Origin of the sequence: Hymenobacter sp. UV11 (assembly GCF_004684095.1) — a bacterium.
Classification (GTDB): Bacteria; Bacteroidota; Bacteroidia; order Cytophagales; family Hymenobacteraceae; genus Hymenobacter.
Genome location: NZ_SRII01000003.1, coordinates 458,957 through 475,314, shown reverse-complemented (window position 1 = coordinate 475,314; position 16,358 = coordinate 458,957). Strand labels below are relative to the sequence as shown.

The following is a 16,358-nucleotide window of genomic DNA, read 5'->3' as shown; positions in this document are numbered from 1 at the left end:
TGCTTTTTAGGGGGGTAGGCACGTTGCGGGCGCTGGCTACGTGTAGCCTTGGTGAAGACTTTTGCGTACCTACGACCTTACCCGTTCTCGTATGCGCTTACCTCTACTCCCTGCGCTGGCCCTTGGCTGGCTGACTTTTACTGCTGCTGCTGCCCAGTCTACTTCGCCCGCGCACACCGTTTTTTTGCTCGGCAACACTGCTCAGGGCCGGCTGCCCGCCGCCCGCCTGCGGCAGCTGCGCCGGGTGCTGGAGCAGCAGGCTACCCCCTTCACGGTGGTGCATCTCGGCGATATTGTGGCCAATGCCGGCCTGGCTTCTAAAAAGGATACTGCCCTCTCGACCCAAGAAAAAGGCCGCGCCGACACGCTGCTGGCGCTGGTGCGCGGCCTGCCGCTGGGTAAGATTTACTTCGTGCCCGGCGATAAGGACTGGGCCAACTCGGGCCGCGATGGCCTGAAAGCCGTGCGCCGCCTGGAGAAATACATTGAAAAGGAATTGCCCGGCCAAAATGCCTTCGTGCCTACCGGCGGCTGCCCCGGCCCCGAAGTGGTAGACGTGGCCCCGCTGGTGCGCCTGGTGGCCCTGAACACGCCCTGGTTTACGCACCCCTACGACAAGCCCGAGGCGCCCGACACCGACTGCAAGACGCTGACCAAGGAGGAGTTTCGGGAGCAGCTGCAAGACATCATTGACGATACCAAGGGCAAGAACGTGCTGCTGGTGGGGCACCACCCGGTGGTTACCAACGGCGTGTATGGCGGCCACGAGCCGCTGAGCCGCCACCTCCTACCCCCTGTGCTGGGCACGGTGTACGCCGCCTACCGCCAAAACGTGGGCACCCCGCGCGACCTGGCCAACCCGCGCTACAAGGAGCTGAGCAAGGAGCTGCTCAGCAATGCGTTGCGCAGCAACCCCGGCGTGGTGTACGCCGCCGCGCACGACTACTCTTTGCAGCTGACGCCCTTTCAGGGCAACTACCACCTGGTGGCGGGCAGCTTCGTGCAGAGCGAGCATGTGGGCATCAACCCAGCGTCGCTGGTCAACGAGAGTGAAACTGGCTACGCGGCCCTCGACTACTACGCCGATGGCACGGTGAAAAGCCGGTTTTTCACTTTCGCGGCCGACGACCAGCCGGCCAAGCCTGTGTACGCGGGCACGCTGTTTCGCTCGCCCTGCGATGTGGACACGACCTCGCGCATTCCGGTCAACTCTTTCATCGTGCGCTGCCCCGGCGTGGCCCAGACGCCCGCCGAGCGCCGGCCCGACGCGCCGTTTCGGGCCGTGACGACGGTGGTGCCGGGGCCCGAGTACGCGGCCGGCAAAGTCAAGCGCTTCTTTATCGGGGATATTTACCGGGCGTCGTGGCTGGCGCCAGTGCAGGTAAAAACGCTGGACTTGCGCGCCGAAAAGGGCGGGCTGCGGCCGTTTGGGCGGGGCGGCGGGCGCCAGACGACCTCGCTCAAGCTCATCGCGGCCGACTCGGCGGAGTACGTGTTCCGGTCGGTAGACAAGGACGTGACGACCATTCTACCCCCCGAATTACGCACGTCGTTCGTGGCGCCCATTCTCAAGGACATTACCGCCACGGCCAACCCGTATTCGGCCCTGCCCATCAGCGCGCTGCTCGACCACACCGATATTCTGCACGCCCGGCCGCGCCTGTTTCGGCTGCCTGATAACAACCAGCTCGGACCTTATCGCCAGGACTACGCCGGCCTGCTCGGCACCCTAGAGGACCGGCCCACCGACCCCAAGCCCAACCTGCCGGGCTTCGGCGGAGCCGACGATGTGCGGCGCAGCTACAGCTTTTTTCGGCAACTGTACAAGGACCACGACAACCGCATCGACGCGCCGGCCCTGTCCCGCGCCCGCGTTTTTGACATGCTGGTGGCCGACTTTGGCAAGCACGAAGACAACTGGAAATGGGCCGGCTACGACCAGGGCAAGGGCAAAGGCACGATTTATCGGCCTATTCCGCGCGACCGCGACCAGGCCTTTACGAAGTGGAACGGCCTGCTGACTTACCTGGCCAACCGCCCGTGGGCCGTGCCCAGCATTGAGGACTTTGGCGAGGAGTTTCACGACATGAAGAGCCTGAACTGGCCGGCCCGCCACCTCGACCGCTTTTTGCTGCAAAGCCTGACGCGCCAGGACTGGCAAACGGCCGCTAAGTACCTGCAAACGCAGTTTACGCCGGCCGTGATTGATGAGGCCACGGCCACCCTACCCCCTGAAATTCAGCCGTTGTCGGGCCAGGAAATCAACCGCAAGCTCAAGGCGCGCTTGCAGCAATTGCCGGCGGCCGTGGACCGCTACTACCAGCTGCTGGCCCGGCGCGTAGACGTGGTGGGTTCCAACAAGGCCGAGGTGTTTCGCATCGAGCGCCTGGCGGGGGGTAGGGTGCGCGTGCAGGAGTTTGACCGGAAGGGCGACTCGCCCGAGCCCCACGGCCCGGCGCTGTTCGACCGCACCTTTGAGCCCGCCGAGACGGAGGAAATCTGCGTGTATGGCCTCGACGGCAAAGATATTTTTCAGGTAACCGGCCAGGGCGGTAAGCACAGCATCGTGGTGCGCGTGGTGGGCGGCGCAGGCAAGGACAGCATCGCCGACAACTCGCGGGCGCCCGGCCTGCGCCGCCTCACCAAGGTGTACGACACGCCCGGCACCGACCTGGCGGCGGGCCCCGAAACCGACGACCGCCGCTCCAGCCGGCCCGACGTGAACCTGTATGACCGTGAGGCGTTTGAATTTAACAGCTACGCGCCGAAGGCAGGCTTGTTTTACAACCGCAACGACGGCTTCGGCCTCAGCCTGGGGGTAGGGTTTGTGCGGCAGGGCTTCCGCAAGCCCGACTACAAGAACCGCTACGATTTTGCCCTGCAAGCCTCCACCGGCGGGCAATTGCAGCTCACGGCCAGCACCCGCCACCGCTACGCCATTGGCAAGGTAGATATTGGGGCGGAGGTGAGCTACGGCAATTATTTTCCGTTCTATAACTACTTCGGCATCGGCAATAACACCCAGATTAGCCAGGACTTGTACGACGCCCGCTACTACCGCGCCCGCTACAAAGGCTTCACGGTGAGCACGTTCTTTGAGCGTGTATTTTTGCAGCGTAGCATACTGCGCGTGGGTCCCAGCTTTGAGTACTACAACACCAGCTACGCTCCTACCAGCGAGATAGGCCTGGAGCTGGCTGCCGCTGACTCTATCCGCAGCTTTAACCGCCCCAATGCCGCCGACCAGCGCCTGCTGGGCGTGAACGCACTCTTTGACCTCGACCTGCGCAACCGGCGCGTGTTTGCCCAGCGCGGCGTGCGCCTGCTCGTGCGCCACGACTCGTACCAGCAGCTGAGCGGCGACCAGCGGCTGTTTGGCCTCACGCAGGCCTCGGCCGAGTACCTGGGCACGGCCCGGCTCGGTATTCCGATTACGCTGGCCCTGAAGGGCGGCGGGGCCAAAAACTACGGGCCCGATTCGGCTATTCCGTTCTACAAGCTCACCAGCCTGGGCTTGGCCGAAAACCTGCGCGGCTACTACCGCAACCGCTTCACCGGCGACGCCAGCCTCTACCTGAACTCGGAGTTGCGCCTGGCGCTGGGCCAGAGCAAAAACCACTTCCTACCCTTCTATTACGGCGTGTTTGGCTTTTATGACCAGGGTAGGGTTTATTACCAGGGCAGCTCGCCGGGCGGCTGGCACGCGGGCTACGGCGGCGGCTTTTACCTGGCGCCGGTGGTGGAGACGCTGGCCTTCTCCGTCTCCTACCAGGTATCGCCCGAGAATAGCCTGGTGCAATTCGGCCTGGGCTTCCGCATCGACAAGTAAGCGGCGACCCGCGCGGGCTCGCCGACGTGGCGGGCCCGCTGGCCGATAATTTGCTCCGGCCTGCCAACGTCCGTTTAACCTTTGCCCCGTTTCGAAGTCTGTGCGGTGAAAGCCTGCCAGCTACGCTACCTTGGGGTGCCGACGGGCGGCAGCTGGCTTTCGCAACTACTTGAACTACACCTACTCTTCATCTTTTAGGCGATGGCTGCGCTGCGTGGCGGGCGGGCTGCTGCTGGTTGTGGCAGTGGTGGCTCCAGGCCGGGCGCAGACTATCGTTTCGCCCGGCTTGCACCCGGCCAGCGCGCCCGCCCCGCTCGACGTGGCCGACGTGGGCCACCGCCTCTACGCCCGCATTCCGGCCCACGACTCGCTGGGCTTGCAGCGCGGCCGGCGCATGCTGCTGCTGGTGCCCGTGGTGGGCTACTCGCAGCAAACCAGTGGGGTAGCCGAGGTGGCCCTCAACATGGCGTTTCAGCAGCCGGCAGCTAATGTTTCAACCGTAGTGGGCGCGGCCGAATACACCCTCAACAACCAGCTGATTTTCACGCTGGCCTCGTCCATCTGGCGGCCTAACAACGCCTGGGAATTTGTGGGCGACTGGCGCGTAATGCACTATCCGCAAAGCACCTACGGCCTGGGCATGTTCACCTCCACTACCGGCGGCGTGGTATCGATGGACTACCAGTATTTCCGGTTTTACCAGAGCGCGCTGCGGCGCGTGGCGTCGGGCTGGTACGTGGGGGTGGGCTACCAGCTCGACGACCACTGGGGCATCACGAGCCGCAACAGCCGGCGCGAGGTCACGTCTATTTCGCGCTACAGCTACGGGGTGTCGGGCCGGTCCATCTCGTCGGGGCCGGTTATCAGCGTGCTGCACGACAACCGGGGCAACGCCATTAACCCGCCCGGCGGCTACCTGCTCAACGTGCAGTACCGCCCCAACCTCCAGGCCCTGGGCAGCGACACCAATTACCAGACCCTGCTGCTCGAAGGCCGCGTGTACCTGCACCCGTCGCCCAACTCGCCCAATCTCCTGGCCCTATGGTCATATAATACCTTTACCCTCAACGGAAATCCACCTTTTCTGGACTTACCCGCCACGGGCTGGGATATGTACGGCAACACTGGTCGCGGCTTCATCCAGGGCCGGTTTCGAGGCAAAAACTTCGTGTATGCCGAGGCCGAATACCGCTTCGCCATCACCCGCAACCGCCTGCTCGGCGGCGTGGCCTTCACCAATGCTCAGAGCGTAACCGAGCTGAGCGTGATGCACGGCCGCGTGGTCGATGGCACCTTTGAAAAGGTAGTGCCCGCCGTGGGCGGCGGCCTGCGCCTCAGCCTCAACAAGTCCTCGCGCACCAACCTGGCCGTGGACTACGCCTTCGGCCTCGACGGCTCGCACGGCCTGGCCCTAAACCTGGGAGAGGTATTTTAAAGGTAGCCGATTTTATTCATAGGAAAATCTATACCTTAGCCGGCCAATTTTCCTACCCCCCTCATGGCGCCCGGCTCCTCCTCCGACATCCTGCTTTATTAATCACCCGACGGGCAAATCCAACTCGACGTGCAGCTCGACCACGACACTGTGTGGCTGACGCAAGCGCAGATGAGTGAACTGTTTGATGTTTCCCGACCAAATATTACGATGCACTTACGTAATGTTTTTACTGATAATGAGTTAGAAGAAAATTCAGTTAGTAAGGATTCCTTACTAACTGCCGCCGATGGCAAATCTTACCGCACCAAGTATTACAACCTCGACGTTATTATCTCCGTTGGCTACCGGGTAAAATCAAAGCGTGGCACCAGCTTTCGCCAGTGGGCCACCCAGGTGCTCCGCCAATATCTCGTTCAAGGCTACGTACTGAATGAGAAGCGCTTGCGCGAAAGCGCCCGCCAGCTCGCCGACCTCAAGCGCCTCGTGCAACTGCAAGCTGAAGTAGCGAGCAACCAGGAGCTGACTGCCGACCAGTCCGACGCGCTGCTGCGCATTTTGGGCGACTACGCGCGTGCGTTAGACGTACTTGACCAGTACGACCACCAACGCCTGCGCGTGGCCCGCGATACAGTAGTGCCGGCCGCCGAAGCCGGTTTTGAGCTGACTTATAAAGATGCCATGCGCGCCATTGATGCGCTGCGCGTGCAGTTTGGCGGCTCTGAGCTGTTTGGACGGGAGAAGGACCGGTCGTTTGAAAGTTCGGTGCGCACTATTTATCAGAGCTTTGGCGGGCAGGATATATATCCTAGCGTGGAGGAAAAAGCGGCAAATCTGCTGTATTTTGTGGTGAAGAACCATTCGTTTTCGGATGGTAATAAGCGCATCGCGGCATTTCTAACCGCAGATTTAACTGATTAAACGGATGGCGCGGATACGCCCGCTGCGCGGGCTAACTAGGGGGTAGTAGCGCAAACGGCTAATGTGAGCCAACTTTGTAGCTCGTACCACAGGAATCCGCGTAGTCAGCCCGCGCAGCGGGCGTATCCGCGCCATCCGTTTAATCAGTTAAATCTGCGGTTTATGGAGTATCAGCTTACCAAGCTCGCCGCCATTGATATTGGCTCTAACGCCGTGCGCTGCCAGATTTCGGCGGTGCTTTTTTTTAATGGGCGCTACCGCCTGAAGCGCGTCGAGTACGTGCGCTACCCCCTCCGATTGGGCGAAGACGTGTTTGCCACCGGCGAAATTCCGCCGCGCAAGGCCGATAAGTTCGTCAAGTTTCTGCACGCGCTCAAGCTCTTGATGGAGGTGCACGAGGTGTCGCATTGCCTCATCTGCGCCACCTCGGCCATGCGTACGGCCCGCAACGGCAACGCCATCGCCGCCCGCATCAAGCAGGAGTTGGATATGGATATCCAGATTATTGATGGCCAGGCTGAAGCTTCCTACATCAACCGCGTGATTGAGCATGTGCTCGAAGACAACCGCCACTACTTGCACATCGACGTGGGGGGGGGTAGCACGGAGTTCAACATCTACCACGACCGCCGCAAGGTGGCTGCGCAGTCGTTCGAAATTGGCTCCATCCGGCGCATGCAGCAGGAAGAAAGCGGCCGCACCGTGGAGGAAATGAACGGCCTGTGGCAGCGCATGGAGGCCTGGGTGCGTGAAAACGCGCGCCGCTACCACGTGACGCGCGCCATCGGCACGGGCGGCAACATCAACAAGCTCTACAGCATGTCGCCGGCCTCGCCCAACAAGCCCGTGACCAAGCGCAGCGTGCAGGCCCTACTCGACCGCCTCGGCGCCATGAGCATGAGCGAGCGCGTGAACATCGCCATGCTCAACCCCGACCGCGCCGACGTGATTGTGCCCGCCGGCCACATCTACCTCGCGGCGATGGAGTGGGCCAATGTCAGCAGCATGATTGTGCCCGACATCGGCCTGAAAGACGGCATGCTGCAAGCGCTGTTCGAGCAGTTTTTTGACGAAATCAGCCCTACCGTGCACCCCAGCCTCCTGCCGGTGGCCGACGTGGAAAACGGCCCGCTGGTGTGATTTAAGGGGGTAGATAGGCAAAAAAGAACGTCATGCAGACCGTAGGGAAGCATCCCGCTCGGGTTAGTAATTTAATCGTTCAACGGTTTTGATTACTACTCCGAGCGAGATGCTTCCCTACGGTCTGCATGACGTTCTTTTACCCATTCCCACATCCAGTTTTACTCGTCTACGACCGTGGTGGCGATGTCGGCCTCTTGCTCCACTTCATCTTCCATGATGACATCGCCCTGGCCGAAGCTATCGGCCTCGACATCAATGACGGCCAGGTTAGGCGCTACTACTTCTTCGGCTAGGCGGCGGCGCTGAACGGCCTGCTCGTGCAGCAGGGCCAGCAGGCCTTCGGGCGTGGCCTGGGCCAGCTGCGCCTCGTCGGGGCGGCGGTAGAAGTCGCGGTGAATATTGACGGGCGTTTCGCCGGCGGCGGGCACCTGCCGGATGTAGGCGCCGTCCTCCCGCATGAGGTAGCTGTTGAGGTTATCGAGCAGGTTGAGCTGCAAAATCTGGATGGCCTCGCGGCGCAGCTGCGGGTTTACAATCAGAAACAACGCCTCGATGCGGCGGTCGAAGGAGCGCACCATCGCGTCGGCCGAGCCGGCGTAGACGAGGGCCTCGCCGCCGTGGTGGAAGTAGAAGAGGCGCGCGTGCTCCAGGTATTCGCCTACAATGCTCTTCACCTCAATATTCTCGCTCAGGCCCGCCCTGCCCGGCCGCAGGCAGCAGATGCCGCGCACGATGAATCGCATGGGCACGCCAGCCTTGCTGGCCTTGTAAAACTCGTCGATTAACTCCCGGTCTTCCAGCGAGTTCATCTTCATCACGATGCCGCTGGGCAGGCCTTTCTTGGCATTTTTGGCCTCCTCGCGCACCAAGTGGATAAGTTGCTGGCGCATGTCGCGCGGGGCCGTGATGAGGTACTCGTAGTCGTCGGGCTGCGAGTGGCCCGTGATTACGTTGAAAAACTCCGACACGTCGTGGCCATACGTATCGTTGGTGGTGAGCATGCTCAAGTCGGTGTAGAGGCGCGAGGTTTGCTCGTTGTAGTTGCCCGAGCCGATGTGCACGTAGCGCGTCACCTTCTCACCTTCCTTGCGGATAATCATCAGCATCTTGGTGTGGGTCTTGTACTTCCCTACCCCATAGATGACGAAGCAACCGGCCTTTTCGAGCCGCGCGCCTTCCCGAATATTGCGCTCCTCGTCGAAGCGCGCTTTCACCTCAAACAGCACCGAGACGTGCTTGCCGTTTTCGGCCGCTTTGAGCAGCGCGGCCGTCACGCGCGAGTCTTCGGCCAGGCGATAAATCGTTTGCTTGATGCCCAGTACCTGCGGGTCTTCGGCGGCGCGCTCGAGCAGGCGCACCACGGTTTCGATGCTGTTGTAAGGATGATGTAGCAGCACATCGTGGTGCTTGAGGTACTCAAACATGTTGTCCTCGGCGCCTTCGGGCAGGCTCAGGGGCAGCACCGGGGCGGGCAGCTTCGAGCCTTTGCCCTTGAAGGAGGGGTAGCGCAAAATCTGGTTTAACCCCTTCATATCCAGCAAGACGGGAATCACGAAGATGTTGCCGTTGTCAATGTTCCAGCGCTCGCGCAGGATGTTCATGAGGTGGGCCGAGGCGTCGGGCTCGACCTCCACGCGCACCACCCTACCCCGCTTACGGGTCTTGAGGCCGGTCTGGATTTCCTTGATGAAGTTGCTGTCGATATCCTCCGATTCTTCCAGCGTGAAGTCGCCGTTGCGGGTGACACGCAGCAGGTCGGCCGATACGATTTCGACGTTGCGAAACAGCTTGGGCAGATTGGCCCGCACAATTTCCTCGATGGGCACGAACACCACCCGGTCCTTGCGCGTGATTTCAAAAAACCGCGTCAGGTTCTGCGGAATCTGCACAAACGTGAGGCGCTCCTGGCCGCGCTCCAGGTCGGGCAGCATGGTGCTCACCGGCGCGCCCTCGCTACCCCCTCCTTCACGCGTCACCACGCCAAAGGTCAGTACTTGGTTAATAATGAGCGGGAAGCCGTGGTACGAGTCGTACACCATCGGCGTGAGCAGCGGGAAAACGGTGTTTTTGAAGTAGCCTTCGACCTTTTTCAGCTCAATCTCGGTCAGCTCCTCCATCCGCCGAATGCTAAAGCCGTTCTTCTCAAACTGCGGCTTCAATTCGTTTAAGTACGTCAGCGACTGGTCGTTGACGAAGCGGTGGGCAAAGTCGAGCAGCTTGCGCCGAAAGGGCAATTCGCGCAGGCCCGAGTAGTCGACGCGCTCCTTGCCATAGTCGAGGTAATTGTAGAGCGAGCCCACCCGAATCATGAAAAACTCGTCGAGGTTGGAGCTGGTGATGCTCAAAAAGCGCAGCTTATCAAACAGCGAGCGGCCGGGGTCCTTGGCCTGGTCGAGCACGCGGTAGTTGAAGCGCAACCAACTGAGGTCGCGGCTGATGTACTTGCTTTTGCGGATAAGGTCGGCGGACTTAAATAGTTTCATAGAATCGCAGATTGACGCGGATGGGGCAGATTACGCAGATGCGGCCGGCGCGGGGCCCCGTAGAAATGCAAAGCTACCGGGCAGTAACGCAGGGCGGCAACTATTTTACGCATAGCCCTCAAAAACAGCCTACCCATGCAACCGCCCCGCCCCACTCCCTACCCCTCTTTAAAAAGACAGGTGCAGCCTTACTCGGGCCGGGCGCGGCGGGGTAGCGTGAGAAGCAGCAACAGAAAAGCGGTGGCCCCGAGGCTGTACCACGTAATCATGGGCAGGCCACGGTAATAGGGCATTTCGGGGGGGTAGTGGCCCAGCAGGCTGAAGCCCGCAAACATGAGGCTGCCCAGCATCAGCAGCGCCAGGATGGTGCGGCTCACCAGCTGGTCGGCCTTGCGCAGCAGCGTGTTGTAGCCGCTCAGCTCGACCTTCACGCGCAGCTCGCCCTTGCTGATTTTGCGCATTATCTGGCGCAGGTCGATGGGTAGGGCCTGGAGCAAGGCCAGTAGCTGAGTGCCGGTGTACTCGGCCTCGTTGAGTAGGTTGGCAGTCGAGTACTGTTCCTTGAGGATGCGCGCGCCGTAGGGCCGCACAAACTCGAAGGTGTTGAAGCTGGGATGCAGCACCTTGCCGATGCCTTCGAGGATAACCAGCGCCCGCAAGATGAGGAATACCGCGCCCGGCACCTGCAATTTATATTGGTAGATGATGCCCTGGAGCGAATCGGCCAAATCGCTCATGCTCATGTCCTTGACATCGAGCACCGCGAAGTCTTCGATGAGCTGGCCCAGGTCGGCCTCAAAGGCGCGCATGTCGGGGATGTCGCTGCTGATGGCCAGGCGGCGGAAGTTGAGGGCCATGCTGCGCGCATCCTGCCGGGCCATACCGATAAATACGCCCGCGAAGGCGTATTTCTGCTGCTTGGTGAGCTTGCCCACCATGCCAAAGTCGATGAGCACCAGCGTGCCATCGGGGCGCACGAGCACGTTGCCGGGGTGCGGGTCGGCGTGAAAAAACCCGAACTCAAAAATCTGGGTCAGGTAGATATCCATGCCGGTTTCGGCCACCACCTCGGGGCGGAGGCCCCAGGCCAGCAGCTGCGGCTTATCGGTTATCTTACAGCCATTTATAAACTCGATAACCAGGACTTTGGCCGTGCTCAGCTCGCGGTAGGGCTGCGGAATGTAGAACGTGTCGTAGTGCTCGTAGAGCTTGCGCATTTGTTCCATGGCGCGGGCCTCGGAGGTGTAGTCGAGCTCCTTGGTCATGCTGCGCTCGAAGGCATCGACCACGTCCTGCGGGTTGGCCAGGCCCTGGTTGCGCAGGAAGCCGGCCGTGAGGCGCACCAGCTCGTGCAGCAGGCGCAGGTCACCCTCCACTTTTTCGCGCACGCCGGGCCGCTGGATTTTAATCACGACTTCCTCGCCCGTTTGCAGCCGCGCCCGGTGCACCTGCCCAATGCTGGCCGAGCCAATGGGCACATCGTCGAACTCGGCAAATACCTCGGTTAGCGGGCGGCCCAACTCGGCCTCGATTATCTGGCGGGCTTCCTCGACCGGGAAGGGCGGCACGTTGCTTTGCAGCTTCTCAAACTCGTCGATGAGGGCCTGCGGCAACAGGTCGGCCCGGTTGCTCAGGGCCTGGGCCAGCTTGATAAAAGTGGGGCCTAATTCCTCGATAATCAATCGAATGCGTTCCCATCTCGTAGTTTCAAACACCGCGCGTTCGTCGTTTTCCAGCCAGCGCAGGCGGCGGCTCTGGCTCACGAGGCGGCGCAGGGGCGTGGTCGTTACCACGTCCTTGAAGCCGTAGCGCAGCAAGACTTCGGCCACCTGCCGAATGCGCGAAAGGTTGGAAATTGTGTTCTTAAATAGCACGAACGCGGCGCGATTAGCGGTTTTAAAGTAAGCTGCGGCCCAGGTTAGGTCTTGCCGGGCCCGGCTTGCGTATATGGCTTACCTTTTGCCCAAAGCTACGCCGCCGGCTAGCAACCCGAAGCGGGGCACCGCCGGGCGGCTATACGTGCGGTTCTGACTGCCCTACCCCCTCATTCCCACCCGACCATGACCAATCGCCTACACTTGCTGCTTGAGCAGCTCGACCTGGCTACCGAGCACGCGCTGGCCGCTGCTGAGGCCCTGGGCCCGCGCGCGCACACGCCGCCCGTACCCGGCGAGTGGGCCGCCGCCCAGGTCATTCACCACCTGCTGACGACCGAAAAGAGGATTGTGCAGGCACTACGCAAAACGCTGGCCGCCGATGCCAGCGCGCTGCGCCCCGGCTCGTATAAAAACCGCCTGCGGGCGCTGCTGCTGCGCATCGCACTGCGCCTGCCCGGCCTCAAGTTTAAGGTGCCGCCCATGCTCACGCCGCCGCCCGCGCCCGAGGCCATCGCGCCGCTGCCCGCGCTGCGTACCGAGTGGGCCGGCATTCGCCGCGAGCTGGAGCAGGTGCTGCACGAGTTTCCGGGCACCAAGCTGCACCACACGGTTTTTCGGCACCCAAGGGCCGGCTGGCTCACTATTGGCCAAACCGTGGCGTCGGTGCTCGACCACACGCTGCACCATCAGCAGCAACTCAACCGCATTGGCAAAGTGCTGAAATGAGGGGGTAGGGCACCTTTGTCCTTGCGAGCGTAACGAAGTGGAGCGCGGCAATCCTTCCTTCACGTCAGGGTTAGTACCACAACGACAAGGAAAGATTGCCGCGCTCCACTTCGTTACGCTCGCAAGGACAGGCGATTTCTACTCCTGCCCCACCGCCAGGGCCTGGGCCAGTTCGGCGGGTGGGGTAGTGAGCTTGCGGCGGTCGAGGTCGAGCCAGGCGCCATCGACCTCCACGGTGGCGGCCACGCGGCCATCGGCCTTGTAGATGGTGTGCAGGATAGTCCAGCGGGCGCCGTCGGGGGTAGCGGCCGTTACTACGCCTTCCACGCGGATGCTTTCGCCGCCGTGCAGCTCTTTCAGGAATTTGGTTTCCTCCCGAAAAAGGATGGGGCCGATGCGCAATTCGGCAAATTTCTGGACGGTGTAGCCCAGGCTGGCGAGCCAGTGCACACGCTGGTCGGCGGCAAAGTCGGCGTAGGCCGAGTGGCGCATGTGGCCGTTGGGGTCCAATTCGGCCCAGCGCACAGTGTAGGTTTGGCTATGATTCATAAGGAGTTGCTAATCGATAGTGGGCTCGAAGCCTCCGGCCAACGTGAGGCGCACCAGGTACTGGCCGTTTTCATCATCACCCAGAAAATCGACCTCGTAACCGGCCTGGCGGGCGGCATCTTCGAGCAGGGAGGCGTCGATAAAGAGCCAGGGGAACGGCTCGCCAGCCTGGCCTTTGTACTGAAAAGTATAGCTTACCTCGCCGTAATACGGCCCGTTGAGGTTGAAAACCAGCGCGCCTTCCTCGTCCTCGTAGAGGTAGCTGATGTCGGAGGAGGTACCCAGAATCTGGCCGCCGGGTGCGAGCAGGCTGCGGGCGTGCACCAGAAACTTGTCGAGCCCTTCGAGGGTGCCGGCCAGGCCCAGGCCGTTCATCAGCAGCAGGATGGTATCGTAGGGGCGCTCATCGGCGCTGCGCGGGGCCATAATGTCGTGCTGCGCCACCTGGCGCACGCCGCGCGCCTGCATCACCTGCACGGCGCCAGCCGAGTGGTCCACAGCCCGCACGTCGGTAAAATTGCGGCTTTGCAGCTCTAGCGAGTGGCAGCCGGCGCCGGCGCCCAGGTCGAGCACGCGGCCGCGGCACTCGTCGAGGGCCTGGCGCTCGAGCTCGGGCATGGCCAGCAGGGTGCGGAAGAAATAGGCGGCGGGCAGCGGCTCATCCTCGGCGGCGCTGCACTGCACGGTGAGGGCGGCGGCGTGGTGGCCGTGCTGGTAGTCGAGCAGGGCCTGGCCGATGAGGTCGGGGGCGGGGTGGGGCATACGGAGGGGGGTAGGCATGGCCAAAACTGCGCAGTTGAACGTAAACAGCGCTGGGCCGGCCAGCAAAGGTCCGGCAGCTTTTCGCTTTTTACTTTTCCCTTATGGTTGCTTCGCAGAAAAAAGGCCAGCTTCCCACCAAAATCTGCGCTACGTGCGGCCTCTCTTTCGAATACCGCAAGAAGTGGCGCAACAACTGGGCGGAGGTGAAATATTGCAGCGAAAAATGCCAACGCAACAAAAAAGCTGTTAGCTCTTAGCTGCTAGCTTTTTTTTGATTGCGCCCTGAGCTCTTACTCCCCTTACATCCTCTGTTTCATTTACTAAAAAGCTATCAGCTAGCAGCTAATGGCTAACAGCTCACAACAATGGCCTCCAACCTCGACTACCTCAACCCCGACCTCCAGCCCCTCGTGGAGAAAGTAGAAGCCTACCTCGCCGCCAAAGAAGACCTGCGCAAGCTCCACGTGGCCGAGCGCAACGAGGCCACCCACGATGCCGCCGTGGCACAATCAGCCGCCGAGTTTGAGCAGCGCCCACCCACGGGCTCGTTCGACCAGCACGCCGACGAGCTGGCCCTGCAACACCAGGATGCCCAGGATGCAGTTGATAAGCTCAGCCAGGATATTCTGGCCCTGCTCTCGACCCGCGATGAGTGGGTGAAAGTTAACCTCGGCTACGGCCCCAGCCGCGTCGGCGCCTGGCGCGTGCCTAATGCGCAAGATTCGCAAGCCGAGCACTACGAGATACGCGTAGTGATGTAATTGCCTAATAAAAGAACGTCATGCTGAGCTTGTCGAAGCATCTCGCCCGCGCCGTTAGAATTAGTAACTCCAACGATTCGGGCGAGATGCTTCACTGCGTTCAGCATGACGTTCTTTTTTGATTTGTAGCTTCCTCAGTGGCTCGCGTACCAGTCGTAGCCCTGCTCGGCCCAGTAATCGGCGGGCTTGGTGTCGGCGAAGGCGATGGTGCCGATGCGCTTGAGGTGCTTGATACCGTATTTGAGGGGCGTGACGAGGCGGAGCGGCGCGCCGTGCGCCAGGCTCAGCGGCTGGCCGTTTATCTCGTAGCAGAGCAGCGTTTGGGGGTGAAGGACGGTGGGCATATCGAGGCCCACGTAATATTTTTCGTCGGGAGTAGTGATGCCTACGTAGGGCGCCAGGTCGGCGGGTGGATTAGCTATATCCTTGACGGGCTGGCCGCTGCGGCTGGCCAGTGGGTACTTGGCCAGGAAGTCGGAGAAGCGCGCGCCGGCCCAGTTTACCACAATGCTCCAGCCCTCGATGCACTTGAGCTCGGTCGTCATCTCGACGCGGGGTAGGGCCTGGATATCGGCCAGCGTAAACTCCTGCGCCTTGCCGCCGCCGTAGGGCTGCACCACCATGCGCCAGGCGGCTGGGTCGAGGGCAGAGGTGAGGCCGGCGCTGCCGTTGGTGCGCACCTTCGCTACCCCCTGGCTTTTGGCAAACTCGGGGGCTAGTCGCGTTTCGCGCAGGTAAGCCTGCGTGAGGCGGCCGTTGGCGTTGAGCACCTGGCGGAAGGGCGCGGGTACGCCCTCAATCTGGGGCCGATTGAGCAGGTAGCGCCAGCCCAGCACGCCGCCCAGCCCCGCCAGCCCCAGGCCGATGAACGAGCGCCGGGTGCGGCGCGTGGCCTCGCGGTCGAGAGCCGAGCCGGGGGGTAGGCGCAGGTCTTCGCCATCGGGCGACACATGCGGCGGAATAGGCTTTTGGTCCATTATAATTCGTTGTTTATTGTTACCCGTTTGTCATTGCGAGCTTGCGAAGCAATCGCACCAGAACGACACTCGAACGATTCCGTTCTGGTGCGATTGCTTCGCAAGCTCGCAATGACAAACGGAGAATATTAGCCTCTCTTATTCGGCTCGCGCTGGGCCAGCACGGGGCCGGCCGCGCCACCAGTGGGCACATCTTCAATCTCAAAGCCGGCCACCATCGAGCGGAAGTTGTTCCAGCCGGCGCGACCCACCTGCGCCACGTGCACCACAAAAAACAGCACGTAGCCAATGGTCAGCACAAAATGCTCGACCCGCGCCGCGCCGTAGCCACCCAGCAAGCTCGTGAGCCAGCCAAACTGCGTGGGCTTATATATGGCCAGGCCCGTGAGCAGCGAGCCTACTCCCATCAGCAGCACGGCCGTGTAGGCAATGCGCTGGGCACCATTGTACTTCTGCACCAGCGGGGCCGCTTTGCGCAGTCCCAGGTCATGGAGCGTTACCTCAATAGCTTCGCGGAAAGAGTGGCGGTTGGGCAGCAAGTAGCGCCACTCGCCGGAGAGAAACGTGTAGCCGACGTAGAGCAGGCCATTGATAAAAAACACCCACATCAGCACGAAGTGCCAGGCCATGCCCTGCGCCAGCTTGTGGTCGAGGTGCACGAACTGGTAAAACGACTGCGGAAAAAACTTGTAGAGCGTAGTATTTCCCCAGCCGATACGGTACGCGTCGTTGGCCCAGTAAATCCAGAGCCCGCTCCATATCATCAGCATCAGCACCGGGAAGTTGACCCAGTGAAACCAGCGAATAGCCAGCGGGTGTTTTTCGACGAGTTTTTTCATAAAAAGCAGCGGCGCCAATGCGCTTACGAAGGTAGCAAGCCGCCGACCCAAGCATA

At 61.5% G+C, this 16,358-nt stretch carries 13 protein-coding genes; 7 read left to right on the top strand and 6 right to left on the bottom strand.

The window, feature by feature from the left end:
• The first annotated feature begins 91 nt into the window (after positions 1–91).
• The 4 genes from E4631_RS06975 (at position 92) to E4631_RS06960 (ending at position 7,325) form a co-directional block, all read left to right on the top strand.
• A complete protein-coding gene (locus E4631_RS06975) occupies positions 92–3,829 on the top strand; it encodes a hypothetical protein (RefSeq protein WP_133658749.1) in 3,738 nt (1,245 codons plus the stop codon).
• A 169-nt stretch (positions 3,830–3,998) separates the two neighbouring features.
• Complete coding sequence (locus E4631_RS06970) at positions 3,999–5,264, top strand: BamA/TamA family outer membrane protein (protein ID WP_240734713.1); 1,266 nt, start codon at positions 3,999–4,001, stop codon at positions 5,262–5,264.
• A gap of 210 nt (positions 5,265–5,474) precedes the next feature.
• Positions 5,475–6,185, top strand: coding sequence for a virulence protein RhuM/Fic/DOC family protein (gene rhuM / locus E4631_RS06965; RefSeq protein ID WP_166648174.1), 711 nt, complete (start codon positions 5,475–5,477; stop codon positions 6,183–6,185).
• Between the two features lie 162 nt (positions 6,186–6,347).
• A complete protein-coding gene (locus E4631_RS06960) occupies positions 6,348–7,325 on the top strand; it encodes a Ppx/GppA phosphatase family protein (protein WP_133658751.1) in 978 nt (325 codons plus the stop codon).
• Positions 7,326–7,486: 161 nt separating this feature from the next.
• On the opposite strand, the gene ppk1 is transcribed toward E4631_RS06960, so the two are convergent.
• The gene (ppk1, locus tag E4631_RS06955; protein WP_240734712.1) at positions 7,487–9,811 is read right to left on the bottom strand and encodes a polyphosphate kinase 1; all 2,325 of its coding nucleotides are present in this window, start codon (positions 9,809–9,811) and stop codon (positions 7,487–7,489) included.
• Positions 9,812–9,999: 188 nt separating this feature from the next.
• Positions 10,000–11,685 (bottom strand): AarF/ABC1/UbiB kinase family protein, encoded by a 1,686-nt coding sequence (locus tag E4631_RS06950; RefSeq protein ID WP_133658752.1) that lies wholly within the window; start codon positions 11,683–11,685, stop codon positions 10,000–10,002.
• Positions 11,686–11,871: 186 nt separating this feature from the next.
• On the opposite strand from E4631_RS06950, the gene E4631_RS06945 reads away from it, so the two are divergent.
• Entirely contained in the window at positions 11,872–12,414 is a 543-nt protein-coding gene (locus E4631_RS06945) for a DinB family protein (protein ID WP_133658753.1), read from the top strand.
• Between the two features lie 138 nt (positions 12,415–12,552).
• Here E4631_RS06945 and E4631_RS06940 read toward each other — a convergent pair whose 3' ends face one another.
• Positions 12,553–12,963: a thioesterase family protein gene (locus tag E4631_RS06940; protein WP_133658754.1), complete on the bottom strand. Its 411-nt coding sequence runs from the start codon at positions 12,961–12,963 to the stop codon at positions 12,553–12,555.
• A 9-nt stretch (positions 12,964–12,972) separates the two neighbouring features.
• Positions 12,973–13,725 (bottom strand): bifunctional 2-polyprenyl-6-hydroxyphenol methylase/3-demethylubiquinol 3-O-methyltransferase UbiG, encoded by a 753-nt coding sequence (locus E4631_RS06935; RefSeq protein ID WP_133658755.1) that lies wholly within the window; start codon positions 13,723–13,725, stop codon positions 12,973–12,975.
• 101 nt (positions 13,726–13,826) lie between these two features.
• On the opposite strand from E4631_RS06935, the gene E4631_RS06930 reads away from it, so the two are divergent.
• Together E4631_RS06930 and E4631_RS06925 are read left to right on the top strand one after the other, a co-directional pair.
• Positions 13,827–13,982, top strand: a complete 156-nt coding sequence (locus E4631_RS06930; RefSeq protein WP_133658756.1) for a DUF2256 domain-containing protein — start codon at positions 13,827–13,829, stop codon at positions 13,980–13,982.
• A gap of 108 nt (positions 13,983–14,090) precedes the next feature.
• The gene (locus E4631_RS06925) at positions 14,091–14,486 is read left to right on the top strand and encodes a hypothetical protein (RefSeq protein WP_133658757.1); all 396 of its coding nucleotides are present in this window, start codon (positions 14,091–14,093) and stop codon (positions 14,484–14,486) included.
• Positions 14,487–14,620: 134 nt separating this feature from the next.
• Here E4631_RS06925 and E4631_RS06920 read toward each other — a convergent pair whose 3' ends face one another.
• On the bottom strand, positions 14,621–15,463 hold the full coding sequence (locus E4631_RS06920; protein WP_133658758.1) for a molybdopterin-dependent oxidoreductase: 843 nt from the start codon (positions 15,461–15,463) through the stop codon (positions 14,621–14,623).
• A gap of 128 nt (positions 15,464–15,591) precedes the next feature.
• Positions 15,592–16,302: a cytochrome b/b6 domain-containing protein gene (locus E4631_RS06915; RefSeq protein WP_133658759.1), complete on the bottom strand. Its 711-nt coding sequence runs from the start codon at positions 16,300–16,302 to the stop codon at positions 15,592–15,594.
• Positions 16,303–16,358: the final 56 nt, after the last annotated feature.